This is a genomic window from Actinomadura opuntiae (assembly GCF_030283205.1).
Classification (GTDB): Bacteria; Actinomycetota; Actinomycetes; order Streptosporangiales; family Streptosporangiaceae; genus Spirillospora.
Genome location: NZ_JASNWF010000027.1, coordinates 18189 through 44617 on the forward strand (window position 1 = coordinate 18189; position 26429 = coordinate 44617).

The window sequence follows — 26429 nt, forward strand, 5'->3', positions numbered from 1 at the left end:
GAGGTGTCTCGCAGAGTTGCGGGGTTTCACTACGATCGAGGGCGGTTCGCGGCAAGGATGGCGCGTTGCCGGACGAACGGGCGGCGCGGGCCGTCCGGGGGAGGAAGCGATGCACGCCTTCGACGGGGTGAGCTGGGAGCGGGTCGTCGCCGCCGCCGTGGTGATGGTCGTCGCCCTGGCGATCGCGGTGGTGCTGCGGCTGCTCACCGGCCGCCTGCTCAGCCGGGCCGGGGACACCCGCTGGGCCTGGGACGACCTCGCGGCGCGGCTGGTGCGGGACCTGGCGATGCCGGTCGCGGTGCTCGGCGGCGCGTGGATCGCCGCGAACGTGCTGGAGTTGCGGCGCGGCACGCTGGACGTCTCGGCCAAGGTGCTGACGGCCGCGACGATCCTGGTGGTGTCGCTGGCGCTGGCGCGGCTGATCGCGGGGGTGGTCGGCTCCGTCGCGTCCGCCCGGCAGGGCGTCGCCGCCAACGTGTCGATCTTCGCGAACATCACCCGGGTGGTGGTGATGGGCCTCGGCGTGCTCATCATGCTGCAGAGCCTCGGGATCTCGATCTCCCCGCTGCTCGGCGCGTTGGGCGTCGGCGGGCTGGCGGTGGCGCTGGCTCTGCAGGACACCCTCGCCAACCTGTTCGCGGGCGTGCACGTGCTGGCGTCCAAGACCATCGAGCCGGGCGACTACATCAAGCTGAGCACCGGCCAGGAGGGGTACGTCGTCGACATCAACTGGCGCAACACCTCCATCCGGACGCTGTCGGACAACATCGAGGTCATTCCGAACGCGCGGTTCTCCGACTCCATCCTCACCAACTACCACCGGCCCGCCCAGGACATGTCGCTGCTGATCCAGGCGAGCGTGGCCTACGAGAGCGACCTGGACCACGTCGAGAAGGTGGTCGTCGAGGTCGGGGAGCAGGTGATGAACGAGGTCGAGGGCGGCGTCAAGGAGGCCGAGCCGCTGGTGCGCTTCCACACCTTCGCCGAGTCCGGGATCGGCTTCACCGTGATCCTGCGGACGGGCGAGTTCGGCGACCAGTTCAGGATCAAGCACGAGTTCGTCAAGCGGCTGCACCGCCGGTTCGGCGAGGAGGGGATCGAGATCCCCTATCCGCGCCGGCAGCTCATCTTCCCCGGTGCGCCCGACGCCGCCGCCTCCAACGGCGCCGCCGTCCCGTATCCGGCGCCCTGACCCGCAGGCGGCCCGCACGGCGACCCGCCGGCCGCGTGGCCGCCCCGGTGATCCGCCCGGTCACGGCCGGAGCATCGGCATGATGACGTCGTCGACCAGCGAGACGACGAACTCGTCGGTGATCTCGGACGACTCGGTGAGCGAGTGGTACACGACCATCGCGGGGCCGACGTTGGCGACCTGCCGGGTGGCGGCCCCGGGCCGGACCGCGCCGCGCTCGGCGCCGTCCACGAGGACCTGGTACAGCGCCTCCTTGAGCGGTTCGCTCAGCCGCGACTTCACGACGTCGTGCATGAGCCCCTTGCCGTCGGCGCCGCCGGTCTCCTCCTTGAGGACCCGGATCGGCGCGCCGTGGCAGGCCTCGATCGTCTCGCGGAACGTCCGGCACAGCCGCAGGACGTCCGCGCGGACGTCGCCCGTCGGCTCCTGGGCGGGCGGTTCGGGCAGCGCGTGCTTGAGCGCGTCGGTGATGAGCTCGTCCTTGGACTGCCAGCGCCGGTAGAGGGCGGCCTTGCCGGTGCGGGCGGCCGCCGCGACGCCCTCCATGGTCAGTTTCCGGTAGCCGACCGCCTCGAGCTGCGCGAACACCGCGTCGTAGATCGCCGCCTCCAGCGCGCCGCCGCGCCTGCGGGTGGCCGGGGTCACCGCGCCCTCCCGGAAATAGTGAACGCGAGCGTTCTCTTCTGTGCCGATCGGTGGTACGTTCCCCACATAGTGTACGTCGCCGTTCCCTAAGTTCTCGTTCCGGAGGTCCCGCCGTGCCCGCCGCACCGCACGGGCGGACGACCGCGCCGCAGGAGCCCACCGCTCCGCCGGCCGGTCCCCGCGCCCGTCATCGTCTCCGCCGCCGTCCCGGCGTCGTCCTCGCCGTCATCGTGGGCTGCCAGCTCATGATCGGCCTCGACACCTCCGTCGTCACCATCGCGCTCCCGGACGTCCGGGCCGCCCTCGGGCTGTCGACCGGAGGGCTCGCCTGGGTCCAGAACTCCTACATGCTCGCATTCGGCGGCCTGCTGCTGCTCGGCGGGCGCGCCGGGGACGTGTTCGGCCGCCGCCGCGCGTTCGCCGCCGGGATCGCGCTGTTCACTGCCGCGTCCCTGCTCGGCGGGTTCGCCGGCGCCGGCTGGTGGCTGCTGGCGGCGCGCGCCCTGCAGGGCGTCGCCGCCGCCGTCGCCGCGCCGAGCGCGATGGCGCTGATCGCCACCAACTTCGAGGGCGCCGCCCGCGTCCGCGCGCTCAGCGTGTTCTCCGCCGTGACCGGCGCGGGCGCCGCCGTGGGCATGCTGGTCGGCGGCGTGCTCACCGAGGCCGCCTCCTGGCGGCTGGTCTTCTTCGTCAACGTGCCCGTCGGCGTCGCGCTGGCGCTGCTCGCCCTGCTCGTGCTCACCGAGACCGCGCGCCGGCCCGGCCGGTTCGACGCGGCGGGCGCCGTCCTGTCCACCGCCGGCATGACCGCGCTGGTCTACGCGCTGATCCGGGCCGGCTCGGACGGCTGGGGCGACGGCCGGGCGCTCGCCGCGTTCGGCGCCGCCGCCGCGCTGCTCGCCGCGTTCGTCGCCGTCGAGCACCGCACCGCGCAGCCCGTCATGCCGCTGTGGCTGCTCACCGGACGGGACCGCGCCGCGTCCTACCTGTGCCAGCTGCTGCTGGTCGGGGCGAACTTCGGCGCGTTCTTCTTCTGCACCCTCTACCTCCAGCAGGTGCTCGGCTACGGGCCGCTCCGGGCCGGCGCGGCGTTCCTGCCGTTCGTCGGGCTCCAGTTCGCGACCGTCCGGGCCGCCCCGCGCCTGCTGCCGCGGTTCGGCGCCCGCGTCCTGGTCATCGCCGGGATGATCTGCGCGCTGGCCGGGCTGCTGTGGCTGACGCGGCTGTCGCCGGGCGACGGGTACGCGGCCGGGGTGCTCGGCCCGTTCGTGCTGATGGGCGCGGGCGGCGGCCTGTCGATCATGCCGCTGAACGCGACGATCCTCGGCAGCGTGGACCCCGCCGACTCCGGCGCCGCGTCCGGCATCGCGCAGACGATGCTGTGGTCGGGCGGGTCGCTGGGCTCGGCGGTCATGGTGACGGTCTTCGGCTCCGGGCACACCGGCACGGCCGAGATCATGCACGACATGGACGCCGCGTTCGCGGCCGGCGCGGTGTTCGCCGCCGCCGCGCTGCTGGTCGCGGTGTTCGCGCTGCGGGTCGAGCGGTGACCGCGGCGGGGCCGGCCGGTGCCCCGGCCGGCCCCGCCGCGCCCTCCGGCTCAGCCCTTGGAGGCGTGGTTCTCGGCGAGCCGCCCGCCGATGCTGCCGGCGGCGTAGTCCAGGTGCTTCTCCAGCGCGACGAGCGCGCCGTCCTCGGGGTAGGAGTCGAAGCGCACGTCGTCGGCGAGCGACCGCATGATCATCAGACCGCGGCCGTGCTCGGAGACCGGGTCGGGCTCGGGCGGCACCCGCTCGGCGTCGAAGCCCCGGCCCGAGTCGATCACCTTGATCACGCAGCGCTCGTCGTGGATCGCGGCGCGCACCGTGTAGTCGTCGCCGTGCCGGGCGTGCCTGATCACGTTCGTGCACGCCTCGGTCAGCATGATCTCGATGTCGCCGCGGATCTCCTCGTCCACGCCGAGGGCCTGCAGCGACGCGTCGAGGATCTTGCGCGTCGCGGGGACGCTCGCCGTCTCCCGGGGGAGTAGGAGGTCCAGGCTGATGTCCATGTCGCGTCTCCGTCGTCTCCGGCGTCCGTCCCCTAGAACCGTGCCCCGGCGCCCGCGCTCAAACATCGGGCTCAGTTCCCGGCCGCCCCATCGGCCCCGCCGGCCCCGCCGTTCCCGGCCGCATCGTCCGGCCATGCGCCGCGTCCCACGATGTCGAGGACGAGCGCGCCGATGTTCCACGCGTCGTCGGCGCCGCAGTGGTGCCGGCCCTCCAGCGGCAGCCCCGCGTGCCGCAGCGCCCCCGCCATGCCGAGCCGGCGCGGCAGCGCGTGCGCGGCGGAGTAGGCCGCCTTGGCGTTGGTGTGCCGCCGCCCGAACGGGTACCGGACGCCGCCCGCGCACTGCCGCTCGAACTGCTTGCGGTCGTAGTCGCCCCAGCTCGCCCACGCCCGGGACCGCGACCGGTGCTCGCGCTCCAGCAGCGCGCACGCCTCGGCGAAGGACACCCCGCCGTCCACCTCGTCCTGCGTGAGCCCGGTCAGCTCGGTGCAGAACGCGCTGACCGCCGACCGCTGCGGCCGCACCAGGATGCGGTGCTTCGCCACGCGCCTGCGCTCGTCGAGGTCGACGACGCACAGCCCGATCTCGATGATCTCGTTCACCTGCCCGGGCGGAACCTTGCCCTGCCAGCACGTCGCCTCGACGTCGACCACGTTGAGATACCGGCCGAACCGCTCGTCCATGGCCGCGACGGTACCCGCGTCCGGACGCGCGCCACGACCGGTTTCCGGCCTCCCCGCCCGGTCAGGGCGGGTCGGCGGGGCGCGGCGCGTAGTCGTCCACGTACTCCTGGCCCGACAGGCTCTGGATCGCCTCCATGATCTCGTCGGTGACCTGCCGGGCGACCTTGCCGCGCGGCATCCCCTCGTCGCGGCCCGCGAACCGCATCGGCGCGCCGATCCGCACCTCGATCCGGCCCGGCTTCGGGACGACCCGTCCGCGCGGCTGCACCCGGTCGGTGCCCTTGATCGCCACCGGCACGACCGGCGCGCCCGTCCGCATCGCCAGCCGCGCGACCCCGGTCCGGCCGCGGTAGAGCCGCCCGTCCGGCGACCGGGTCCCCTCCGGGTGGATCGCGAAGACGTCGCCGCGCTCCAGCACGGCCGCGCAGGTGTCGAGCGCGTCGAACGCGGCCCGCCCGCCCGCGCGGTCCACCGCGATCGCGCCGACGCCGCGGAAGAACGTCGAGGTCGCCTGGCCCTTCACGCCCGTCCCGGTGAAGTACTCGTTCTTGCCGAGGAAGTGGACCCGGCGCGGCACGATCAGCGGCAGCACGAACGAGTCGATGAACGCCAGATGGTTGGCCGCCAGGATCACCGGCCCCGTGCGCGGCACGTTCCGCAGACCGCTCACCCGCGGAAGGAATGCCACCCGCATCGCGGGGCCGAGAACGACGTATTTCATCAGGGGATAGACAACGCGTTCGGGATCCATGTCCGAGAACGCTATGGCGCCCGCGCCCGCCCCGGCGGTGGGGCACCGTTACAAGTTCGACCCTTGGAAGTTTGTAGGTCTCCGCACTGGCGCCCCTTTGAGGTGGCGTCCCCCGGCGGCCCGGACCGCCGGGGACGGGTCAGGAGCTGGAGGCCACCGCCGCGGCGCGCTGCGCGCGGATCACCTTGCGGACCGCCGGCGCCGCCGGGCCCGACCGCGCCGTCAGCTCCGCGATCCGCCGCTTGTGCCGCCGCCGCTCCGACCCCGGCAGCACCGCCTTCAGCTCGCCCGCCGCCGCCAGCGCCACCGCCGCCGCGTCGTAGCTGTTCACGTGCGCCACCGGACGTCCCCGCAGCGCCGACGACGCCCCGCCCCACAGCTCCTTCACCACGCGCGGGTCCCGCACGGTGACCTCCTGGTACGGGAACAGCCCCAGCATCCGGCGCCCCCGCACCCGGATCCAGCCGTCCCGCACCAGCTCGTCCCGCACCGTCCGGACGAGCGCCCGGCCGCCCTTGCGCACCCAGTGCTGCCAGGACCGCGGGCGCGACGCGGAGATCTGCGCCAGCACGCCGTACGGGTCCTCGCCCGGCGTGCCCGGCACCGGCCTGCCCCGCCGGTCCTCCAGCCGCCCGTCCAGGAACAGCTCGGTCAGCGCCGCCGCCCGCAGCACGTAGCCGAGCTGCGAACCGCGCGTGGTGAGCCTCTGCTTGCGCAGGTCGTACGCCAGGAGGTACATCCTCGCCGGCAGCGTGTCCGGTACCTCGACCATGCCTACTCCTCGTCTCCCCCGGGCGGCGCCCCGCGCTCGCCCGATGCCCCCTGCGCGCCGGCCTCGCCCTGCTCGCCGCGCGCCTTGCCCTGCTCGCCGCGCGGCTTGCGCGGCCGGCCGGGCCGCCGCATCCGCCCGGCCGACCCGGGCATCCGCCCGGCGTCGGCGAGCGCCTGCCGCAGCAGGAACTCGATCTGGGCGTTGGTGCTGCGCAGCTCGTCCCCGGCCCACTTCGCCAACGCGTCGTGCACGGCGGGGTCGAGCCGCAGCAGGATCTTCTTGCGCTCCGTGGCCACTGCCCGCGGTCACTGGTAGAGCGTGCCGGTGTTCACCACCGGCTGCGCGTCCCGGTCGGCGCACAGCACGACCAGCAGGTTGCTGACCATCGCCGCCTTGCGCTCCTCGTCCAGCTCCACGACCTCCTCCTCGTCCAGCCGTTCCAGCGCCCGGTGCACCATGCCGACCGCGCCGTCCACGATCCGCTCCCGCGCCGCGACGACCGCGCCCGCCTGCTGCCGGCGCAGCATCGCCTGCGCGATCTCCGGCGCGTACGCCAGCCGGGTGATCCGCGACTCGACGATGTCGACCCCCGCGGAGGCGACCCGCTGCTGCAGCTCCTCCGACATCTGCGCGGTGATCTCGTCGGCGTTGTCGCGCAGCGACGTCCGGTCGGCGGCGTCGTAGGGGAAGCTGCCCGCGATGTGCCGGACGGCCGCCTCGGTCTGGAACGCGACGAACTCCACGAAGTCGTCGACCTCGAACACCGCCCGCGCGGTGTCTCGCACCTGCCAGACGACCACCGCCGAGATCTCGATCGGGTTGCCGTCCAGGTCGTTCACCTTCGCAAGGCCGGTCTCGTGGTTGCGGATCCGGGTCGACACCCGCCGCCGGTCGGTCAGCGGGTTCACCCAGCGCAGCCCGTCCTCGCGGACCGTCCCCTTGTAGCGGCCGAGCAGCTGCAGCACCCGCGCCTCGCCCGGTGCGACCGGCGTCAGCCCCGCCGCCGTGACGAGCCCGGCGATGATCAGCAGCACCCCGGCCACGATCCCGGCCGCGACCGCGGCGCCGCCGCCGGCGGCGAGCCCGGCCACGAGCGCCGCGATCCCCACCAGCACGAGCACCACGGCGACCCCGAGCATGGCCCACCCGCCCCGGTCGCGCGCCGGGTGCTCCCCGATCCGCGGCCTGGGCATCTCCACCTGCGCCGTAGCGTCCACCACGCTCGCCTCCTCCTCGGTTAGCAACAACATAGCAAAGTGATATCACTTTTCTCAATAGCGGAGGCCCGGCCCCTGGCGGGGGACCGGGCACTTCCGGGAGCGGGCTACTTGGCGGCCGGGACGGTCCCGGGATCGGGGCTCTCGGCGGCGGCGTCGGGGATGACCTTCGGGACGGACCGGAGGGTCACCAGCGCGAAGACCGCGACCAGCGCGGCGAGGCCCGCGCTGCACAGCAGGGCACCGTGCATGCCGTCCACGAACGCGTCCCGAGCGGCGCCGAGGACCTGCCCGCCGAGCCGGCCGGGGAGCGCGGACGCGGCCTCGAAAGCGCCGGCGAGCGAGTCGCGGGCGGCGGACGCGGCCGGCGCCGGCACGTTCGCCGGCAGGTGCAGCGAGTCCCGGTAGACGGCGTTCAGCACGCTGCCGAGGATCGCCATGCCGAGCGCGCCGCCGAGCTCGGTGGCCGTCTCGGAGATCGCGGACGCGGCGCCCGACCGGTCCTTCGGCACCGACGCGAGGACGGTGTCGGCGGTGGTGGTCAGCGCCATCCCCATCCCGATGCCGGACATCAGCATCCCCGCCAGCATCACCCAGTACGTGGTGTCCAGCCCGATGGTGAGGAAGAGGGAGAAGCCGCCGGCGGAGACCAGCATGCCGATCGCGACGACGCGGGCCCGGCCCAGGGCGTTGATCAGCGGCGGGGCGAGCGCCGCGCCGCCGACCATGGCGCCGGCCGCGCCGGGCAGCCCCGCCAGGCCCGCCTTCAGCGGCGACCAGCCGAGCGCGAGCTGGAAGAACAGCGAGAAGATCAGCGACTGGGCGACCAGCGCGAACATCGCGAACATGTTGGTGCCGACCGAGCCGGAGAACGCGGCGCGGCGGAACAGCCGGACGTCGATGAGCGGCTCGGCGATCCGGGTCTGCCGGATCCAGAACGCGGCCAGCGCGACGACGCCGATCACCGCGGCGGTCACCACCCGCGGCTCGTCCACACCGTGCGCCGCCGCCTCCTTGACCGCGTACACCAGGCCGAGGACGCCGGCGATCGACAGCGGCACGCTGGCCAGGTCCAGCCGCCCGGGCAGGGTGGTGCGCGTCTCGGGCAGCACGACGGCCCCGGCGAGGAACGCCACGACCATGATCGGGACGTTGATGAGGAACACCGAGCCCCACCAGAAGTGGTCCAGCAGCGCGCCCCCGATGACCGGGCCGAGCCCGACCGCGAGCCCGCCGACGCCGCTGAAGATCCCGATCGCCATCGTCCGCTCCTTGGGCTCGGCGAACACCCGGCGGATCAGCGACAGCCCGGACGGCATCAGCGTCGCGCCGGCGACGCCCAGCAGCGCCCGCGCCGCGATCAGCAGCTCGGCGCTCGGCGCGTAGGCGGTCACCGCGGACGCGGTGGCGAACAGCGCCGTGCCCATCAGCAGCAGCTTCTTGTGCCCGATCCGGTCGCCGATCCCGCCCATGGTGATCAGCAGGCCGGCGAGGGCGAACCCGTAGGAGTCGGCGATCCACAGGATCTGCGTGGCCGAGGGGTGCAGGTCGGCGCTCAGGTGCGGGACGGCCTGGTTGAGCGCGGTCAGGTCGATGTTCGGCACGATGGCGAGCAGGCAGCAGATCGCGAACGTGCCCCACTTGCGGGCTGAGGAGTACATGTCCGCAAGGCTCGCGGGGCGCGCTGACCGTGTGCGCACCGTCCGCTGACCGTCCCGCACCCTGGCTCATGTCCGGCCGTCAGCCGTCCGTGAGGCCCCGCCAGGAGTCGGGCGGCGGGAGGCCGGCGCCCACGTTGAGCATGGCGAGGGCCTCCTCGCGGGTGAGGGCCGCGCCCTCGGCGAAGGCGGCGTCGTAACCGGCGTCGCCGAGCGCGGCGCGGGCGCCTGCCGCGACCCGCCGGGCGTCGTCGTCGCCGGGGACCTGGACGCCGCGCAGCGTCGACGCCACGCCCGCCAGCAGCGCCGCGCGCTTGGCGTCGCCCTCCGCGAGGGCGGCGCCGCCCAGCCCGACCGCCGCCGCGGCCTGGTAGGTGAAGATCGGATGGTCGAAGGAGATGTCCAGCGCCTCGCGGAACAGCTCCCGCGCCCGCGCCGCGTCGCCGCCGCCGTCCAGCTCGACCCAGCCGAGGCCGACCAGCGCGGTGCCGCGCACCGCCGTCGCGATGAACCGCTCCGACGCGAACCCCGTCAGCGCCTTCTCGTACAGCCGCCGCGCCTCGCCGAGGTCGCCGCGCAGCCGCGCGATCCCCGCCAGCCCGTTGTGCCCGCCCGCGACCTTGTCGGGGGCGCCCGCCCGGCGCGCCAGCTCGATGCCGCGCTCCAGCTCGGCGGCCGCCCGGTCCGGCTCGCCCGACCGGACGAGGACGTCCGCGCGCCGGTACAGCAGGTCCGCGGTGTCCTCCAGCGCGCCGAGCTGCCCGGCGAGCTCCAGCGCCTCGTCCAGCAGCTCCAGCGCCCGGTCCAGGTCGCCGCGCCAGGCCGCGAGCTGGGCGAGCGGGTCGAGGGAGTTGGCGGTGCCCCACCGGTCGCCGCACGCCCGGAACCCCGCGACCGCCGCGGTGCACGACTCCTCCGCGCGCTCGACGTCGCCGCTGAACTGCCGCAGGAACCCGTCGCTCATGTGGATCAGCGCCTGCGCCCACGGATCGTCGCCGAGGTGCACCGTGAACACCGCGTACTGCGTCCGGCTCGGCCCCGCCGTGAGCGCGTACTGCACGATCGTGGACGGATAGGTCAGCACCCGGCGGATGCCGTGCAGCAGCGCCTCGGCCCGGTCCAGCCACGCCTGGGCGCGGCCGCCCGTCGAGCCCGCCGACACCGCGTTCATCACGCACAGGACGTACTCCTCCTCGCATCCCTCCGGAGGGTCGAGGCCCACGACGTCCAGCAGCTCGGACGCGATCGAGGCGCCCTCGACCCGCCCGCGCAGCCACCAGTACCACGACAGCGCCGCCACCAGCCGCAGCGCGAGGACGGCGTCCAGCCGCACGGACCGGCGCAGCGCCGCGTGCAGGTTGCCGTGGTCGGCGGCCAGCAGCCCGAGCCACTCCAGCTGCTCGATGCCCCGCAGGTGCGGTTCCGCGCGCCGCGCCAGGTCGAGGAAGTACGCCGCGTGCGCCCGCTCGAACCGCTCCGCCTCGCCCGCCTCCGCGAGCCGCTCGGCGCAGAACGCCCGGACGGTGTCCAGCATCCGGTACCGCGTCCCGTCGCTCTGCAGCAGCGACTTGTCGGCCAGCTCGACCAGCAGCTCGTCGGCGTCGTCCAGGTCGCAGACCTGCGCCGCCGCCTCCAGCGTCAGGCCGCCGGAGAACACCGTCAGCCGCCGCGCGAGCGTCTGCTCCGCCTCGTCCAGCAGCTCCCAGCTCCACTCCACGACGGCCCGCAGCGTCTGGTGCCGCGGCGCCGCCGTCCGGTTGCCGCGCGACAGCAGCCGGAACCGGTCGTCCAGCCGGCTCGCGACCTGCTCGACCGGCAGCGACCGCAGCCGCGCCGCCGCCAGCTCGATCGCCAGCGGCAGCCCGTCCAGCGCCCCGCAGATCCGCAGCACCGCGTCCACGTTGCCGTCATCCACCGCGAAGCCGGGACGGACCGCCGCGGCCCGGTCGGCGAACAGCCGAACCGCCGGGTATCCGGTGACCTCCGCGGCGGGCGTTCCCTCGGGCGGCAGCGCCAGCGGCGGCAGCGGCCACAGCGCCTCCCCGGTGATCGCCAGCGCCTCCCGGCTGGTCGCCAGCACCCGCAGCTCGGGACAGGCGCTCAGCAGCCGGTGCGCCAGCGGCGCGACCGTCGCCACCACGTGCTCGCAGTTGTCCAGGACGAGCAGCATCCGCCGCCCGCTCAGCGCCGTGACCAGCCGCTCCGCCGCGTCCGCCGGGCGCTCGCCGGGGGAGGGCATCATCGCGCCCTCGCGCAGCCCGAGCGCCCCGAGCACCGCCGTGGTCACCTCGGCCCGGTCGACGGGCGCCAGGTCGACGAAGCAGACCTCGCCGTCCTCGCGTGCCGCCGCCTCGACCGCCAGCCGCGTCTTGCCCGCCCCGCCGGGGCCGAGCAGCGTCACCAGCCGCCCCTCGGCGAGCATCGCCCCGACCCGCCGGACCTCCTCGTCGCGCCCGACGAAGCTGGTGAGCTGCGCCGGCAGGGTGAGCCGGACGCTCTCCGCCCCGGCCGCGGGCCCCTCCAGGTCGCCGCGGAGGATCGCCAGGTGCACCCCCGCCAGCTCCGGCGAGGGGTCGGCGCCCAGCTCGTCGGCGAGGACCCGCCGACCGTCCTCGAACACCGCCAGCGCCTCGGCCTGCCGCCCGGCCCCGTACAGCGCCCGCATCAGCAGCGCCCGCGCCCGCTCCCGCAGCGGCCGCTCGTCCAGCAGGCCGCGCAGCCCGGCGACCGCCGCGTCGAACTCGCCCAGCGCCAGCCGCGCCTCGGCGTGGTCCTCGGCGACGGCGGCCCGCGCCTCCTCCAGCCGTGCCGCCTGCGGCTCCGCGAACGGCGCCGACCGCACGTCCGCCAGCGCCGGGCCCCGCCACAGCTCCAGCGCCTCCTTCAGCAGCACCGACGCCCGCGCCCGGTCGCCCGCCGCGAGCGCCCGCCGCCCGTCCCGCGCCAGCGCCTCGAACCGGTGCGCGTCCACCCGGTCCCGGTCGGCGAGCAGCCGGTACCCGGCGGGACGCCCCTCGACCAGCCCGGTGTCGCCGAGCCCCCGGCGCAGCCGCGACACCTGCGACTGGAGCGCGTTCGCCGCCCCGGCCGGCGGGTCCTCCCCGTACAGGCCGTCGATAAGCCGCTCGCTCGTCACGACCCGTCCCGCGTCCAGCGCCAGCATCGCCAGCAGCGCCCGCACCCGCGGGCCGCCCACCGGTACGGCCCCCGCACCGCCACGGGCCTCGACCGGCCCCAGAACGCCGAACAGCATGGGCCTGATTCTGGCGTATCCCCTGAAGTACCGTGGTCGTCCATGAGCGAGATCCAGACCGTCCGCGACTTCCTGTCCGCCCTCGAGGCCCTCGACGTGGACCGGGCCCTCACCCTCGCCGACCCGGCCATCGTCTACCAGAACGTCCCGCTGCCCCCCGCCCGCGGCCTGCCCGCCGTCGAGAAGGCCCTGCGCACCATGGGCCGCTACGGCACCGGCTTCGAGGCCCGCCTGCACAACATCGCCGCCAACGGCCCCGTCGTCCTCACCGAGCGCACCGACGTCCTCGAAGCGGGCGCCTGGCGCGCCGAGTTCTGGGTCTGCGGCACCTTCGAGGTCCACGACGGCCTCATCACCCTGTGGCGCGACTACTTCGACTGGACCACCTTCCTCGCCGCCTCCGTCAAGGGCCTCGGCGGCCTCCTCCGCACCAAGCTCACCCCCCGCCCCCAGACCACCGCCCACTGACCCCGCGTCTCCTCGGCGGGCTCGGCTCACACGACGCCGCACGGGCCCCGTTATCGTCGGCGTGCAACGTGTCGCCGTCCGCGCTGCGCCGGACGGAAACAACCTCCGCCCCCCAGGAGACGCAATGCCCCTCGAACCCCGCTTCCGGCGGGTGGCCGCGCTGCACCGTCCGTTCGTGGACAGGGAACAGGTGACGGCCGCCTTCGCCGAGGTGTTATCGGCTCCGGACGGATCGCCGCGCGTGTTCAACGTGGTCGGTGTGGGAGGCATCGGCAAGTCGCGCCTGCTGCAGGAACTCGGGCAGCGCAGCGCCGCGACGCATCGCAGAGCCACCATCGACTTGCAGGTGCCCGCCATGCGCCAGCAGGAGGACGCCCTCGCCGTCCTGCGCGTCGAACTGGGCCGGCAGGGCGTCCGGTTCGACCGCTTCGACATCGCCTACGCCGTCCTCTGGCAGCGGCTGCACCCGCACCTGCGGCTCACCCGCAAGGAACTGCCGTTCGCGGACGAGAGCGAAGCGCTGTCGCAGATCCTCGACGGCGCGGCGGGCGTCCCGGTGTTCGGCACCGGCGTGGGGCTGCTACGCCTGCTGAGCAAGGCCACGACCGGGATGCGGCAACGCCACCGCATCAAGGCCGACGACACGCTCGGCCACCTCGACGACCTCACCAACGCCGAACTCGCCGACGCGGTCACCTACCTGTTCGCCGAGGACCTGCGGGACGGCTCCGACCGTCCCTACGTCATCCTCGTGGACGCCTACGAGGCCCTGGTGCCCGCCCCGGCGCGGTCCGGCCGGGCGATGGCCCAGGACGTGTGGCTCCGCGACCTGATCGCCCAGCTCGACCGGGGTGTGGTCGTCGTGGCCAGCCGCGAGCCCCTCGCCTGGGACGCGCACGACCCCGGCTGGGCCGAGGTCATCCGCCACCAGCGCGTCGACGGCCTGCCCATGGCCGCCCGGCTGGAACTGCTCGCCGACGGCGGCATCACCGACCACGCGGCCCGGCAGGCGATAGCCACCGCCAGCCAAGGGCTGCCGTTCTACCTGCACCTGGCCGTGGACACCCGCACCACGGCCCGGCAGGCGGCCGCGACCGTCTCGTCCGAGGAGATCCTGCAGCGGTTCCTGACCCACGTCGCCTCCGACGAGGTCCGCTCCCTCGAACTGCTGAGCGTCGCCCGGATCTTCGACTTCGAGATCTTCCAGGCGCTGGCGGACGCGTTCGACCTGCCCCGGCACCGGATGGCATGGGAGTCGCTGACCGCATACTCGTTCGTCTATCCGGCGGGCGCGCACGGCAGGCGCCTCCACCAGCTCATGCGGGCGGCACTGCACCAGCGGCTGTCGCAGGACACCGTCCGGGACGTCCAGACGCTCCTGCGCAAAGTCTGGGACGCCCGCGCCATGCGCGACCACGCGGCCGAGGACGGCGTCGCCATCCGCGCCCGCGCCGTCCGCGAGGCGGCGTTCTGCGGCCTGCACGCCGGAACCCTCCAGGGCGACGACGTCCTGGCCTACGCCGACCGCGCGATGATCCACGGCGGCAAGCAGGGCATGGACGGCGTGGCCCAGGATCTGCGCGACTACCTGGACGCGGGCCGCGGCGACACCGACCTCGCCCGGACGGCCCGCTGCCTGGAGGCCGAGGCGGCCGTCCTGCTCGGGGACGCGGCGACCGCCACCCGGCTCACCCCGTCCATCGACTGGCCGCTGCACGACACCCCCGGCGCACGCCTCGCGCTGGCCGGCGCCCACGGCCGCCGCATCGCCGGAGCGACCGGCGAAGCCCAGCGGATCTTCAGCCGGGTGTGGACCGAGCACACCGGCACCGCACGGCTCCGGGCCGGCTTCTGCATGGCCGACCTGGACATGTGCCAGGGACGCTTCGGGGACGCCTCCGCCACCGCGGACCAGATCCTCGCCGACGCCCCCGGCGACGACCTCGTGCTGCGCGGCGACGTCGTCCGCCTCCTGCATCTCGGCCACCGGTTCTCCTTCGACCTCGACGCCTCGCACCGGACCCTGGAGTCCGCCGCCGCGCTCTACGCGCGCGCGGGCACCGCGATCGGCCAGGCCGACATCAAGACCAACCGCGCGGAACTGCTCGCCTGGACCGACCCGCCGCGCGCCGTCGATGCGGCCGCCGAGGCGATCGAGGTCCAGACCGAACGCGGCGCACACCACGAGATCGGCAAGGCGTACACCGCACTGGCCATCGCCCAGCTCCGTCTCGGACAGCACGCCCCGGCCGCGATGTCGTTCCAGGCCGCGGCCGACGCCCTGGACCGGGCGCGCTACCGGTCCGGCCGGGCCCGCGCGGAACTGTTCCGCGCCTTCCTGCACGCCCGGACCGGCGACGCCCGCGCCGCGTCGGCGTCCGCCCACTGGGCCGTCGCCGAACTCGTCGCCGCCGAGGTCTACCCCACCCTGATCATGGTCGCCGGCCACCTGCTGGACGTCCTCGGCACGGCCGGCGAGCACATCGCCGCCGAGACCGCGCGGGCCCGCGCCCAGATCAGCCCGGCCCACCTGCTGCCATCCTTGGACGACCACGCACGCGCGCTCGTGACGGCCATGCTGGAGGACGCATGAACTGGCGGGACCTGTACGAGCGGGCGCGCGCGAAAGGCGACTCCGCGGCCGGCTACTACAACGACAACATCCGCGTCGACACCGCCGGCGGGCCCGTCATCGTCCGCATCCCGATCCACGGCGCCGACATGATGGACCTGCGGCCCTGGCGCGAGGACCGCGTGCTCGCCGCCATCGCCCCGCACGTCCGCGCCGCCCCCCGCCTCCTGCACGTCTCCGCCGACCCGCCGTTCCAGGTGCACGAGTTCATCGCAGGCGACGTCCTCAACGACGTCGCACCCCGCGGCGTCCCCGTCCCGCCGCACGTGCTGGACGACACCGTCCGGCTGTTCACCCAGCTCGTCCGCGTTCCCCGGCTCCCCGACGTCCCCGCCTCCTGGCCGGCCGAGAAGGACACCGCGGCCTTCGCGCGCCTGCTGTCCGACCTCACCCGGCGCGTGTACGACACCTTCAGCGCCGAGTACGCCGGCCTGTTCGCGGCCTTGGCCATCCCCGCCGAGCCCCTCGCGCCGGTCGACGCGCTGTGGCGCGGCCTGACGCCGCGCCCGTTCGCCTGCGTGCACGCCGACGTCCACCGCCGCAACATGATCGTCGATGACGGCTCGACCACGTTCCTCGACTGGGAGCTCGCCCTGTGGGGCGACCCCGTCTACGACCTGGCCGTCCACATCCACAAGATGGGCTACCTGCCGGACGAGCGGGACGCCCTGGTCGCTCGGTGGCGGGCCGCCATGCCGTCCGAGCACACCACCGGCTGGGAGAACGACCTCGGCGCCTACCTCACCCACGAGCGGATCAAGTCGGCGATCGTCGACTCCGTCCGCTACTCCCAGCTCTTCGCCCGCGGCGGCCCCTACCCCTACCCGCAGGACCAGCTCATCGACTCCCTGACCGCCAAACTCAACGCGGCCCGCCCCTACTGGCGCCTCCCCGCCCCCCTCGACCGCCGAACTGTCGAAACCGCCGTCCGCCCCGCCTGAACCTCAGTGGTCGGGTGGGCTTCGGGGTGCCTCCAGTTGTAGTCGTCGACGACGGCCTCGGGGACGTGGGCACCGTGCGGGCCCGGCCGGATGCACTCCGGCCGGGCCCGCGTCGTTCGGCCTTGGGCCGTCTCCGGCGACTACGCCCACGGCTTCTGGACGGCCCAGCTCACGTCGGCTGCCCAGGAGGTGGAGCTGTCGAGGTCGTTGGAGCCGCCGTCGCTGGCGATGTAGACGGTGCTGTTGTAGTGGCGGAGGAAGCGAGAGGGATAGTTGTAAGAGGCGAACGAGGTGCCCTGGCCGCTCTTGCCGGTCTGCGGGCAGAATGTGGCGTCCGCGGCGAACAGCGAGCTGCCGTCGTTGTGCTGCCGGTACAGGTGGAAGTTCTGGTGCCGCAGATAGTCGCCCGGGTAGTTCCTCGACTCGAAGGACACGCAGGAACCGCTGGCCAACCCACTGTGCACGATCCATGTGGCGTCGCTCTTGTCGAGAGACGAACTGGACGAGCTGATCGTCGAGGTGACGGCTCCGTCATTCTGGTGACGGATGTAGCGATCGGTACAGCAGGGCGTCGTCGCACGCAGCGACATCAGCGAGCCGGGAGTGAGCGTTCCGTCCGTGCCCCCGCCGGATGGCGAGTACCCGGCGGCGGTGATACCGGCCTGTACGGAATTCTCCGTGGCGTCCGAGGGATAACCGGAGGTCATCACACCCTCGTAGAAGGTACCGGCGGCCCCGTTACTGTTGTCGCCGCCGATGCCGAGGATGATCGCACCTTGTTTCTTCATCGGGTTGTAGCCCGAGACGTTGGGGCGCGGTCCGTTGTAGAACGTCGACAGGCCGCCGGACTGGGCATTTCCGCCGCGGATGGCCCAGTGGTTCGACTCGCCCTTGATGATGGCGGTGAGGTACCGGTGACCGATGGTCGGGTCGTTGGCGTTGTAGCCGGCGTTCACGCCGGAGAACAGGCCGTTCTCCAGGTCGGCCATGATCCAGGGGCCGTTGCCGGTGCCGGACCCCCAGAACTTGCTGTTCCCGAAGTAGATCGCTTCCATGGTGCCGTTGCCGTCGTCCCGGCTGTCGGTCTCGGCGTTGCCGTAGTCGAAGCAGCAGGCGCCGTTGTAGTGCGTGCCGTCGAAAACGGCGTACATTCCCTCTGGCCGGTCACCGGTGGCGATGCCGTTGGTGTGGTTGTTGCGGTATCCGGTACCGGGCCCCACGTACACGCCGTAGGCCTTGTGGCCGTTGACCAGGGTCGGTGCCGCCGTGGCGATCGCCAGGTTGTCGTACCCGTTCGCGGTCGGGCCGGAGAACCCGCCCGGGGGCGCCTGCGTGAGGTTGTTGCCCCTGCCGGACTGGTCGTAGATGACGCTGATGAGGCAGGTCGTGCCGGTGCAGAACGAGTCCTGCGCGGCGGCGTTGGCGTATCCGCCGGTGCTCAGTACGCCGATGTCCCGGGTGGCGTTGTCGGAAGTCCGGCGTACCTGGTACAGCGGCCCGTTGTACGAGGCGTACAGGGCGCGGGTCGTGCTGTGCGCCGCCACACACGGCGTGCCGCCGGCGGCGTAGACGTCACAGGGCAAGGACGCCGCCGCCTGCGACGGCATGGAGATACCGCTCAGCATGCCGACGGCGAGCGCGACGGCCGTCCCTGCGGACAGCATGGCCTTTCTTAGAGACCGGGCGGTCATGGTGCATCTCTGCCTTTCGAGCGGTCGCGATGAATGCCGCGTAATTCAGGCAGGGGGCGACACTCGAAATGCGCGAGAGAACCTCGCGCACCGCTGCGCCGCCAATACATCGCTCTGACGTGCGGAATCGCGACTGGGGGTGGGAGCGAGCGCTATGTTAGCGCTAACATTTTCGTTGCGGCCTCCGCGGGACGATGTCGGGGGATGTCCGTCCACTATGAAACGGAGTCCCTGCCGCGTCAAGGTTCCCAGCGAGCCGTGAACACGCTAGAAGTGGGCAGGCGCCGACTCACCCGCCCCCATCCGCCGCTATGCCTGCCCTGGCCTCCCACGTGGCGCCGCCACAATCCCGACCAGCCTGAACGTCCTCCACCCCCTGAGGATCACGGGTCGTCGGTGGGTTGCGGGGCCCCGTAACGCCAGATGCAGTCGTCGAGCACTCCACCCAGTTCGATGATGCGGCTCGGGTAGTACGATACGAACAGCCGATAACCATTATGAAATGGGTGGACGCTGAGCAGGCCGGGGGTCCCGTCGGGCGTCCTGGTGCTGCTCACCTCAGCCGATCTCCGCTTCCAGTGGGAAGCGACCGCTGCGAAAAAGTCCCGCACCTCTCCCTCGGCGCTCGCGGGCACACTCGCCTTGTAGACGATGTCGGGGTTTATCTGTCCGGTGAACCCTGAATCGGTCAGAGGCTTGACGCAGCCGCCGTCGTAATCGGTCTCGACCTGCCTGTCGCCGAAGCGCAGCGACGTCGGCACCGATCGCAAGGTCTCCTGCACGTACCCGTCGATCCGTTGGACCGCCTTGTCCACCGTGATCGTGTGCTTGGGCGTTCCGCACCCGGCGGCGAAAAGGACCAGGATGGTGCCGAGCACGAGGATGCGCGTACTGACCGTCTTGGCCATCAATAGGAGTCCAGGTCGACGTCCGCTGGCGCTGTGTAGACGCCGGACTCCACCGTGACCAGCAGTTTGGCGCCGTGACCGGCTGTCGGGTGCAACCACTCGAGCTGAAGGAACACGTGATCGCTCCCGTGCTCCGCCCAGAGCTTTGGCGCGTTGTCCTGAATATCCGAGGTTCCCCTCCTGGTGATTCTCCAGCCATTGCCCGGAAGTCGCTGCTCGATTCGCTGGTAGCCCTCACCGGTCGCCTGGTCGGTGGATTTGAATATCGACCAGGTGTCGATCATTGAGAAGCCTCTTTTGACCCCCTGGACATTCAGGTTGATCAGGGGTCCGTGCGCCGAGGTCTGTCCGCCCGACACATTCGCCCATGCCCTGATGGTTTTCGAGTATCCGTCGATCTGTGCGCGGATGGTGTCCGGCCTGGCCGCCCTTGGCTGATGGTGAGCGTTATCGGGATCCATGTGCGAACATCCGCCGATCATTGCGATTGCGGTCATCAGAGTGAAAAGGTGTCCGGTGCGTCGCCTTTTGGTCGGCATCTCGCATCACCTCTGGCCTACCAGCACAGCGGCCTGATTGACCAGGCTCGTCGAGAAACCGGTCGGTCCGTTGTTCCAGTAGCTGCTGTGCGCGCTGGGCACGTTACTGCCGGCAGGGTCGTCTCCGTACGGAAGGATCTGCCCGCCGAACGCCTTGTCACCGGGGACGGACGGCCCGAACACCGGCACCCCGTGGCTGGAGGTCCAGGTATGCCCCGGCAGCTCGCTGAATGTGCCCGCCGGAGGAACGGGATCAGCGGGTGCGCGCTGAGTGTAAACGTGGCGAGCGCCGATGCCGAGGTCTGAGGCGTGATCGGCTTCCACGCCCGGGCTTCCCGCGAAGATGACGTCGTTCGCCTGCAGATGGCCGTGGATCGCAGCGGAACCGATAACGGCGCTCCCGTAGCTGTGCCCTATGAGGGTCAGGTGCGTGGGCGAACCCGGGTGAGCGGTGCGAAGCCCGTCGGTGAATTGGTTCAGTGCCGGCGCCCCCTGATCGGCATAGCTGCGGAAGGGCGCCTCGGTGACGATGTCCTGGGGAGCGTCGTAACCCAGCCACGTAACCGTTGAGACGGGCTGTCCGTCCGCCAGGCCGTTGGAGGCTCGCCACAACAGGTCGCTGCGGTTGAGGTCGCTGTCTATTTTGGAGAGCCTGGCGAATGTGCCCGGTACGTAGACTCCAGTATGGCTCGCGGAATCCGGATTGCCTCGTGCGACGATCGCGTGGCCGTTCCCCACGTTGTCGAAGCCAAGAAAATAAGCATCCGGAATACCCTGGAGTCCGGCCTTGTCCAGATGTCGTTGAATTGAATCCATTCCCTTCAACTGTGCGGTGAGCTCGTCGTGCTGTTCTTTCCAATGTTTGTAGGCGGAGTTCATTCCGCCTAGGCCGGCCTCGGTCACATGGAAGGGTTCGGGGCCGAGGGCGTTGAGGCGTTGCTGGGCGTCGGCGCGGGTTTCGCGGAGGACCAGGCGGTTCGCCTGGTCGCGGACCTCGGCGGGCAGGCCGTCGAGTGCGCCGATCTTGTCGGGGTGCGTGGTGATGTACTCCTGGCGCTGCTCGGGAGTCAGGCTCCGCCACCAGGCAGCCGTCGTCTTCGGGTCCTTGCCGTCCGGGAGCTTCAGCCGGAGGCCCGCGTCGGCCAGTTGGGTCGTGAGCCGGCCGTCGCCTCGGGCGTCCGCCCACGTCTTCGACGTCACCTGGATGTCGGCCGTGGCGGCGAGCTTGGCGAGGGCGGTGGCGTACTTCTCGTCGATGGCGGTCGCCTGGGTCACGGCGCGGCGGATCTGGTCGGCGATGGCCTGCGCCTGCGCCCTGTTGTCGCCCGCCGGCGCACCGAACGGCGCGACGCCGGACCCCGTGGCGGTGCCGCCGCTCAGCATCGGGGGAGAGGCCGGGTAGCCGACCCGCCCGTCGGGACTGACGGTGAAGCCGAGCTTGGCCGCCTGTGCGAGTGCCTGCTGGAGCGCGTTCTGCTGCGCGCTCAGCTCCGCATGCATTGACGCCAGCAACGTCCGGACGTCTCCGGACTCGGTCATCCCGTACTCGAAGTTCTGGCTCAACCGGGAGATCCGCTGGAAAGCGGCCTCCGCGTCCTTGCCCTCCCAAGTGCCGTGCAAGGGCGCCATGATCCGGCGGTCCGTGGTGTGCTGGCCGGTCTCCAAGTCGCCCATGAGGCCGCCCCAACCGTCGGCGGCGGTCTTCACCGGCGCCAGATCGAGCTTCTGGAGTTGCTCCATCGACACCATGTCAGTCAGCCGTCCTGAAGTTGATCAGGTCGTTGAAGTTCTTGTTCATCCCGGCCACGAGCCCCTGCTCCGTCGCCTGGTCATTGCCGGCGTTGGCGCGGAACGTAGCGGCGATCGACCAGCACTCGCCACGCAACGCCCCCAGCCGCTGGTCCCAGGAATCGAAGACCTTGGTCAGTGCACCGGCGAACGCGAAGCCGTCCGCTCCGCTCTTGACGCCCTGGTGCGCGTCCTCCAGCCTCTTCAGTGCCTTCTGGACGTGGTCCCCGAGGTCGTCCGCCGACTTCCCCGTCTCCCGCAGGTGCGCAGGGCTGAACTGCCGAGTCTCGGTCACTGGCTTTCTTTCTTGTGAGCGTCCTACAAGTGAGAAGTACGGCCGAGCCCGCGCCTGCGGCTCAGCACCAGAAAACCCGTGATCAGGCCGCCGACGACGAGTACTGCCGCGCCGACTCCGGCGAAGATCGTGGCCATCCCGATTCCACTCGAATGGGCGGTTTTCGGTTTCACCGTCACCGGCGGTTCTGAGGGTGCGCGGTGCGTTGACGCCTTCCACTTGTCGAACGCTCCGTAGACCGGGTTGGGTGCGTTGGACGGCACCGGATACTTGTCGGGGTCCATCGCACCGCGGACGAGGAGTACCCCATAACCCGTCTGTGGGCTCCACTTCTTATCGCCTATTCGCATTGCCGTGGCGATGAGTCGTTGCACAACCGTCCGCCCGGACATGGTTGGGTTATGCGAACGAATCAGTGCTACTGCTGCGGATGCGAGTGCGGCGGCGCCACTGGTTCCGCGGCTGTCCGGGTAGTATGTGCCGTCTTTCCCGACGAGGCCCATCTGTGCGCCCGGCGCGGCGAGGGTAACGTAGTTTTGTCGTTGAGTTTCACGCCAAGGCTGGGAATCCTTGGTCACCGCACCGACCGCTAGCACTCCCGGACACCTCGCCGGCTGCTCCGGGGCGTTGGCGCCATTGCCGTCATTTCCCGCTGAGGCTACGAGAACAACGTCGTGGTCAATCGCGTACTCGATTGCGGATTCAATCTCCGCGGCACACTGAAAGGACTCGCCTCCGTACGACATGTTGATGACCTTGGCGCCGTGGTCGACGGCGAATCGGATCCCCCGTGCCGTCCCCTCTATGGAGCCGTCCTTGCTGGAAACGGGAAGGCGGATGGGCAGAATTTTTGCGGCTGGCGCAAGGCCGACAAAGCCGGTAGTTCCACCGCCTTGCCCCGCGATGAGTGCCGCCATCGAGGTCCCATGCCCCTGTTTGTGGAAATCGATCTGCCCTTTGGTGGGGTTGCCTGTCGTGTCCAGGCCGGGTAGGACCACGTTTGAAAGTTCAGGCAGCCTCGCATTCACCCCGTCATCCATCACGGCGACGGTAACGCCGGCGCCCTTACTGAGCGGCCAGACCTTGTCCTGCACCGACCATGCGTGGAACCACCATTCGTCTCTCCTGGGAAAAGGATTCACCGCGGCGGATGCCACCATGCTGTGGAAGGCGATGGCACTGGCCGCCATCAAAGAGGAGAGACGCCAGGGCCATCTGGGATGGCTCAATCCGTCCACTCCATTCGGGGCGGCGCGGGCGGTGGGGTATGGCCGCGTGACTCCAACTCGGTCAATCGGGCGAGGACTCGGCGCAAGAGCGCTGCCTCGTCCGTTTGCTCGTCACTGGCGGGCTTCTCTGGCTGAATCGGTTTCGGAGGGGCGTCGCCGATCACGCCTGGCACGGCCTCGATGCCCTCCTCCCAGAGATCGTGGTCGTCCGGCAACCAGGCCCTGCGCTCACGTTCTTCGTCGCTCCTTCCGCCACGGCCGGGAGCACCGGGCACCCCTGCACCCGGTGTGCCGGGGCGTCCAGTGGCAGGGCTCCTGGCACTGCTGGGGGCGCCTTGCCCCTGCACACCGCCGATGGCCCCCGGGCCTGGAAGGAACCCACCTCCCGCCCCCGGAGGAACGGCGCTGCCACCGGGCAGACCGCCGCCGGCACCACCACCGGGGAGGCCCGACCCGGCCGAGCCGCCAAGACCGAGGCCGTCGAACCCGCCACCGCCAAGGCCGTAGCTGCCGGACCCCCCGTTTCCGAACCCCGCGCCGACGGTTCCGGAAGGGGGGAAGCCGGAGAGTTGGGTCCCTCCCGAGTCGCCTGCCGGAGGGAGAGCGCCATCACTCGGAGCGCCGCCCACAGGGCGACCGATGACGGAGCCCGAGCCGTCGCCAGCGGGGTGCGTCGGACCGCCTTGGGGACCGTGAGCACCAGAGGCGGTGGGGGAAAGTTCACGACCTGTCGTGCCCGCTCTAGAAGCGACCGTACCTCCATCGTCCGAGCCGAGAGGGTTGGTGGCGCCACCGCTGCCCGCCGGGTGGCCGGAGCCGGATGCGGATCCCGATCCGCCGGCAGGCGTTCCGTATTCGGCTCCCGGATTGAACTTGATGGGTGGGAGCCCTGTCGAGATGTCGGCGGGGATGGCACTCCAGGTTTCTGTGGCGCGTTCGTTGGCGCCTTGCATCCACTGGCGCGCTTCTTCGAGCGTCTTCGGGGCGGGCATGTTCGTCTTGTACCAGGCGAGGTAGCTAGTGCCGTGGTTCTTGACCGCGGTGCCGACCTGCTGAGAACGCGAAGAGATCTGGAACGCGGCGGTGAAGAGTTCCCGCAACTGGCCTTGGGCGGCGTTGGACGCGGGGCCCTTCCAAGCGCTCGCGAGGTCGTGGGCGAAGGTGCGCAGTTCGGTCATCGCCTTGTCGTAGCCGGCCGCGAGGTCGAGGTACGCCTGGCCGGAGGCGGTCACGGTGCCCGGGTCGACACCGCGAAGGTACGCCGTGATCATTTCTTTGGTCGCGTACGAGTCCGGATTTCCCGCCGGGGCGGGCTCGCGGAGCGGTGAGTTCTTGACGTCGGTCATCAGCTGCCTGCCTCCGGCCAACTCGGTCCAGTGCCGGATTCGGGCCATGACGGGCCTGGGCCTGCTACCTGCGGTGCGGGTCTGTTGCTCGTCATGGGCGCCGGGTCTCCGCTGAGCAGCCGTTCGAGCTTGCGGATCTTTGCTTTGATCTCCGCCTCGTGCTCGTCGTAGACGTGGGCGGTGGCGTAGAGCTTCTTCACCACGGCCTGCATTGCGTAGATGAACCGCATGTGGTGGTCGGTGATCGCGGCGTGGGCCGTTGAGGCCGTTCCAGCGAGTTGAGAGGCGGCGTCCCACTGGCCGTAGGCGGTGGGCGAGGCGGAAGCGGCCGTCTGCAGATGCGCGGTGGCCGTTGTGATCATGTCCTCAAGCTGCTTTTCCAGCCTCCGTGCCAAGGTCTTCAGGTCGCCGACGACCAGATCGGGACCCTTGCTGTCGAGTCCGGGCCAGGCGCGCGCGTTCGGCGGGAGTCCCGGGGGCGTGGGCGGCACAAGTACCTCCAAGGGGGAGCGAGGAAGCATGAGGCGCGGGGACTGACCAGTGATCTTTCCGTATCGCAACACCACTGTCAAAGGAGTCGACGAAGGATCTGGGCATTTCGGACTCCCGTTGTGGCCACCGGTTGTGTGTTCTCCGTGGGCGATGGTGATCAAGTGTGGTGGATGCGGCGATGTGGCCTGGTGGGCGGTAGTCGTTAGCTGTTGAACTACGCATGGCGGATGTGGCACGCTTGTCCAATTGGGGACCTCTTCGGGTGAGGAGTCGGACGTGACCGCAGCGGTCGAGGGTGTCGAAGCGTGGCACGGGCTTTACGAGGCGCTCGCCGAGGAGCACGACTACGAGGTCGGCGAGATCGACGGACAGCTTCCGGACGGTCTGGTCGGGACGCTCTATCGGAACGGTCCAGGGCGCTGGCAAGTGGGGGAGACCCTGCTCGACCACATCTTCGACGGCGACGGGATGCTGTCGTTGTTCGCATTTCCGGGCGACGGCCGGATCCATTATCGGAACCGGTATGTAAGGACGAAACATTACCGCTACGGGCAGCGGAAAGGGCGCGTCGGGCTGCGGGGGCTCGGCACGCAACGGCCGGGCGGTGCGCTCGCCAACATGCTGCGACCGCCGGCGAACGTCGCGAACACGGGAGTGGTGCTGCACGGTGGGCAGCTGCTGGCGCTGTGGGAGGGCGGCCGCCCGTACCGACTGGATCCCGACAACCTGGAGACCCTCGGCGAGCATTCCTTTGACGGGCGGCTGAAGGTGATGTCGGCCTTCTCGGCGCACCCGTCACGGTGCCCGGAGACGGGCGAGCTCTTCAACTTCGGGATGGACTTCACGCGGCTGCGAAGCCTGCGCTGTTACCGGGTCGATCCGGGCGGGACGCTGCACCACATGCCGCGGATATCGCTGCCCTACAGTCCGTGGAATCACGACTTCGCGCTCACGCGCCGGTATCTAGTGTTCGTCATCAATCCGGTTATTCCGAAGGCTGCGCCGATCCTGTTCGGCACCGGATCGATCGCGGACGCCCTGTCATACGAGCCGCATCGGCCGACATGTTTCGCCATCGTTCCGAGAGATGGCGGTAAGGCGCACATCATCGAGCACGAGGCCCTGCTCGGATTCCATTTCGTCAATGCCTTCGAGGACGGCGACGACATCGTGGTGGAGTTCGTGCGCTTCGCCGACTGGAACCAGGTGGCCACACGTTTCCGCGACTTCCGCACCAGCGATTTCCCGTGGGGTGACGCGCTGATGCGCTATCGCGTCACCCCGTCCGGACGGATCGAGGAGGAAGAGGTGTACGCGGGCCCGATGGAACTGCCGCACGCCGACGTCCGGCAAGCGGGGCGCCCGCACCGGTACACATACTTCGCCGGCCGGACGGCGACCAGTACGGGCATTCATGCGTACGACCACGCGACCGGCCGCCGGGCGACCCGTGAACTGCCGCCCGGGCATGGTTTTGGCGAGCCGGTGTTCGTGCCCCGCTCGGCTGATGCGGACGAGGGGGACGGCTGGCTGCTGACCCTCGCCTACGACCCGATCGAGCATCGCTCGCGGTTGCTGATCCTGGACGCGCGCGACGTCGAAGCCGAGCCGGTCGCCGTCGCCCACCTGCGCCATCACATCCCCATGGGATTCCATGGCTCCTTCACCAGCCGGGTGGCCGACACGTCCTGATTCGCGCGGTCCAATCCGACGGCGGCCTTCTCCAATGGGCGGCATCTAGTCGATGTCCAGCCTGAACGCGGAGTTCCCCTACCGAGTGCCTGATTAACCGTGGTTAACACCTTTGAAGATCCGGTGTAAGCCCGGTTGTGCACGTTGCGTCACTGGCCCTTCACTGGTCTCGGTCGCAAGGTCGCTC

Annotated in this window: 23 protein-coding genes; 6 read left to right on the plus strand and 17 right to left on the minus strand. The window is 71.2% G+C overall.

Features of this window, described 5'->3' with window-relative positions; genetic code table 11:
* The first annotated feature begins 109 nt into the window (after positions 1-109).
* Entirely contained in the window at positions 110-1192 is a 1083-nt protein-coding gene (locus tag QP089_RS41390; RefSeq protein WP_285919810.1) for a mechanosensitive ion channel family protein, read from the plus strand.
* Positions 1193-1252: 60 nt separating this feature from the next.
* Here the strand turns inward: QP089_RS41390 and QP089_RS41395 are convergent, their stop codons facing one another.
* Positions 1253-1837, minus strand: a complete 585-nt coding sequence (locus QP089_RS41395; RefSeq protein ID WP_285919812.1) for a TetR-like C-terminal domain-containing protein — start codon at positions 1835-1837, stop codon at positions 1253-1255.
* Between the two features lie 113 nt (positions 1838-1950).
* Between QP089_RS41395 and QP089_RS41400 the strand changes: the two genes are divergently transcribed.
* Complete coding sequence (locus tag QP089_RS41400; protein ID WP_285919813.1) at positions 1951-3387, plus strand: MFS transporter; 1437 nt, start codon at positions 1951-1953, stop codon at positions 3385-3387.
* A gap of 50 nt (positions 3388-3437) precedes the next feature.
* Here the strand turns inward: QP089_RS41400 and QP089_RS41405 are convergent, their stop codons facing one another.
* The 8 genes from QP089_RS41405 to QP089_RS41440 all read right to left on the minus strand — a co-directional run bounded on the left by QP089_RS41405 (position 3438) and on the right by QP089_RS41440 (position 12221).
* On the minus strand, positions 3438-3887 hold the full coding sequence (locus QP089_RS41405) for an ATP-binding protein (RefSeq protein ID WP_285919815.1): 450 nt from the start codon (positions 3885-3887) through the stop codon (positions 3438-3440).
* A 71-nt stretch (positions 3888-3958) separates the two neighbouring features.
* A complete protein-coding gene (locus tag QP089_RS41410) occupies positions 3959-4570 on the minus strand; it encodes a 3'-5' exonuclease (RefSeq protein WP_285919817.1) in 612 nt (203 codons plus the stop codon).
* Between the two features lie 61 nt (positions 4571-4631).
* Positions 4632-5240, minus strand: a complete 609-nt coding sequence (locus tag QP089_RS41415; protein ID WP_285919818.1) for a lysophospholipid acyltransferase family protein — start codon at positions 5238-5240, stop codon at positions 4632-4634.
* A 220-nt stretch (positions 5241-5460) separates the two neighbouring features.
* Positions 5461-6093 carry a GOLPH3/VPS74 family protein gene (locus tag QP089_RS41420; RefSeq protein WP_285919820.1) on the minus strand — a complete coding sequence of 211 codons (633 nt, stop codon included), beginning with the start codon at positions 6091-6093 and terminating at the stop codon, positions 5461-5463.
* 2 nt (positions 6094-6095) lie between these two features.
* Complete coding sequence (locus tag QP089_RS41425; protein ID WP_285919822.1) at positions 6096-6389, minus strand: type II toxin-antitoxin system antitoxin; 294 nt, start codon at positions 6387-6389, stop codon at positions 6096-6098.
* Between the two features lie 9 nt (positions 6390-6398).
* Positions 6399-7343, minus strand: a complete 945-nt coding sequence (locus QP089_RS41430; protein WP_285919824.1) for an SPFH domain-containing protein — start codon at positions 7341-7343, stop codon at positions 6399-6401.
* A gap of 74 nt (positions 7344-7417) precedes the next feature.
* Positions 7418-8971, minus strand: coding sequence for an MFS transporter (locus QP089_RS41435; RefSeq protein ID WP_285919826.1), 1554 nt, complete (start codon positions 8969-8971; stop codon positions 7418-7420).
* Between the two features lie 79 nt (positions 8972-9050).
* Positions 9051-12221, minus strand: coding sequence for an AfsR/SARP family transcriptional regulator (locus QP089_RS41440; RefSeq protein WP_285919827.1), 3171 nt, complete (start codon positions 12219-12221; stop codon positions 9051-9053).
* 42 nt (positions 12222-12263) lie between these two features.
* Here QP089_RS41440 and QP089_RS41445 point away from each other — a divergent pair, with 42 nt between their 5' ends.
* The 3 genes from QP089_RS41445 (at position 12264) to QP089_RS41455 (ending at position 16262) form a co-directional block, all read left to right on the plus strand.
* Positions 12264-12689, plus strand: coding sequence for a limonene-1,2-epoxide hydrolase family protein (locus QP089_RS41445; protein ID WP_285919829.1), 426 nt, complete (start codon positions 12264-12266; stop codon positions 12687-12689).
* Positions 12690-12813: 124 nt separating this feature from the next.
* The gene (locus QP089_RS41450) at positions 12814-15282 is read left to right on the plus strand and encodes a hypothetical protein (RefSeq protein ID WP_285919831.1); all 2469 of its coding nucleotides are present in this window, start codon (positions 12814-12816) and stop codon (positions 15280-15282) included.
* On the plus strand, positions 15279-16262 hold the full coding sequence (locus QP089_RS41455) for a phosphotransferase family protein (protein WP_285919832.1): 984 nt from the start codon (positions 15279-15281) through the stop codon (positions 16260-16262). The genes QP089_RS41450 and QP089_RS41455 overlap by 4 nt, the downstream gene beginning before the upstream one ends.
* 140 nt (positions 16263-16402) lie before the next feature.
* On the opposite strand, the gene QP089_RS41460 is transcribed toward QP089_RS41455, so the two are convergent.
* The 8 genes from QP089_RS41460 to QP089_RS41495 form a co-directional block, all read right to left on the minus strand.
* Positions 16403-17953, minus strand: a complete 1551-nt coding sequence (locus QP089_RS41460) for an alpha-L-arabinofuranosidase B (protein WP_285919834.1) — start codon at positions 17951-17953, stop codon at positions 16403-16405.
* Between the two features lie 383 nt (positions 17954-18336).
* Positions 18337-18861, minus strand: a complete 525-nt coding sequence (locus tag QP089_RS41465) for a hypothetical protein (RefSeq protein WP_285919836.1) — start codon at positions 18859-18861, stop codon at positions 18337-18339.
* Positions 18861-19400, minus strand: coding sequence for a hypothetical protein (locus QP089_RS41470; RefSeq protein WP_285919839.1), 540 nt, complete (start codon positions 19398-19400; stop codon positions 18861-18863). Before QP089_RS41470 ends, QP089_RS41465 begins: the two co-directional genes overlap by 1 nt.
* Before the next feature lie 6 nt (positions 19401-19406).
* A complete protein-coding gene (locus tag QP089_RS41475; RefSeq protein ID WP_285919841.1) occupies positions 19407-21140 on the minus strand; it encodes an alpha/beta hydrolase in 1734 nt (577 codons plus the stop codon).
* A 10-nt stretch (positions 21141-21150) separates the two neighbouring features.
* On the minus strand, positions 21151-21483 hold the full coding sequence (locus QP089_RS41480; RefSeq protein ID WP_285919843.1) for a hypothetical protein: 333 nt from the start codon (positions 21481-21483) through the stop codon (positions 21151-21153).
* 23 nt (positions 21484-21506) lie between these two features.
* Positions 21507-22673 (minus strand): S8 family serine peptidase, encoded by a 1167-nt coding sequence (locus QP089_RS41485; protein WP_285919845.1) that lies wholly within the window; start codon positions 22671-22673, stop codon positions 21507-21509.
* Positions 22674-22708: 35 nt separating this feature from the next.
* Positions 22709-24058, minus strand: coding sequence for a WXG100 family type VII secretion target (locus QP089_RS41490; protein ID WP_285919847.1), 1350 nt, complete (start codon positions 24056-24058; stop codon positions 22709-22711).
* Entirely contained in the window at positions 24058-24549 is a 492-nt protein-coding gene (locus QP089_RS41495) for a hypothetical protein (RefSeq protein ID WP_285919849.1), read from the minus strand. The genes QP089_RS41490 and QP089_RS41495 overlap by 1 nt, the downstream gene beginning before the upstream one ends.
* 277 nt (positions 24550-24826) lie before the next feature.
* Here QP089_RS41495 and QP089_RS41500 point away from each other — a divergent pair, with 277 nt between their 5' ends.
* Positions 24827-26242 carry a carotenoid oxygenase family protein gene (locus QP089_RS41500; protein ID WP_285919850.1) on the plus strand — a complete coding sequence of 472 codons (1416 nt, stop codon included), beginning with the start codon at positions 24827-24829 and terminating at the stop codon, positions 26240-26242.
* Positions 26243-26429 lie beyond the last annotated feature (187 nt).

What these genes read in the sequence shown, in the direction of transcription:
- QP089_RS41390 (WP_285919810.1), top strand. Translation starts at nt 110, where the DNA reads ATGCACGCCTTCGACGGGGTGAGCTGGGAGCGGGTCGTCGCCGCCGCC.
- QP089_RS41405 (WP_285919815.1), bottom strand. Translation starts at nt 3,887, where the DNA reads ATGGACATCAGCCTGGACCTCCTACTCCCCCGGGAGACGGCGAGCGTC.
- QP089_RS41410 (WP_285919817.1), bottom strand. Translation starts at nt 4,570, where the DNA reads ATGGACGAGCGGTTCGGCCGGTATCTCAACGTGGTCGACGTCGAGGCG.
- QP089_RS41420 (WP_285919820.1), bottom strand. Translation starts at nt 6,093, where the DNA reads ATGGTCGAGGTACCGGACACGCTGCCGGCGAGGATGTACCTCCTGGCG.
- QP089_RS41430 (WP_285919824.1), bottom strand. Translation starts at nt 7,343, where the DNA reads ATGTTGTTGCTAACCGAGGAGGAGGCGAGCGTGGTGGACGCTACGGCG.
- QP089_RS41435 (WP_285919826.1), bottom strand. Translation starts at nt 8,971, where the DNA reads ATGTACTCCTCAGCCCGCAAGTGGGGCACGTTCGCGATCTGCTGCCTG.
- QP089_RS41440 (WP_285919827.1), bottom strand. Translation starts at nt 12,221, where the DNA reads ATGCTGTTCGGCGTTCTGGGGCCGGTCGAGGCCCGTGGCGGTGCGGGG.
- QP089_RS41445 (WP_285919829.1), top strand. Translation starts at nt 12,264, where the DNA reads ATGAGCGAGATCCAGACCGTCCGCGACTTCCTGTCCGCCCTCGAGGCC.
- QP089_RS41450 (WP_285919831.1), top strand. Translation starts at nt 12,814, where the DNA reads ATGCCCCTCGAACCCCGCTTCCGGCGGGTGGCCGCGCTGCACCGTCCG.
- QP089_RS41455 (WP_285919832.1), top strand. Translation starts at nt 15,279, where the DNA reads ATGAACTGGCGGGACCTGTACGAGCGGGCGCGCGCGAAAGGCGACTCC.
- QP089_RS41460 (WP_285919834.1), bottom strand. Translation starts at nt 17,953, where the DNA reads ATGACCGCCCGGTCTCTAAGAAAGGCCATGCTGTCCGCAGGGACGGCC.
- QP089_RS41465 (WP_285919836.1), bottom strand. Translation starts at nt 18,861, where the DNA reads ATGGCCAAGACGGTCAGTACGCGCATCCTCGTGCTCGGCACCATCCTG.
- QP089_RS41470 (WP_285919839.1), bottom strand. Translation starts at nt 19,400, where the DNA reads ATGCCGACCAAAAGGCGACGCACCGGACACCTTTTCACTCTGATGACC.
- QP089_RS41475 (WP_285919841.1), bottom strand. Translation starts at nt 21,140, where the DNA reads ATGGAGCAACTCCAGAAGCTCGATCTGGCGCCGGTGAAGACCGCCGCC.
- QP089_RS41485 (WP_285919845.1), bottom strand. Translation starts at nt 22,673, where the DNA reads ATGGCGGCCAGTGCCATCGCCTTCCACAGCATGGTGGCATCCGCCGCG.
- QP089_RS41490 (WP_285919847.1), bottom strand. Translation starts at nt 24,058, where the DNA reads ATGACCGACGTCAAGAACTCACCGCTCCGCGAGCCCGCCCCGGCGGGA.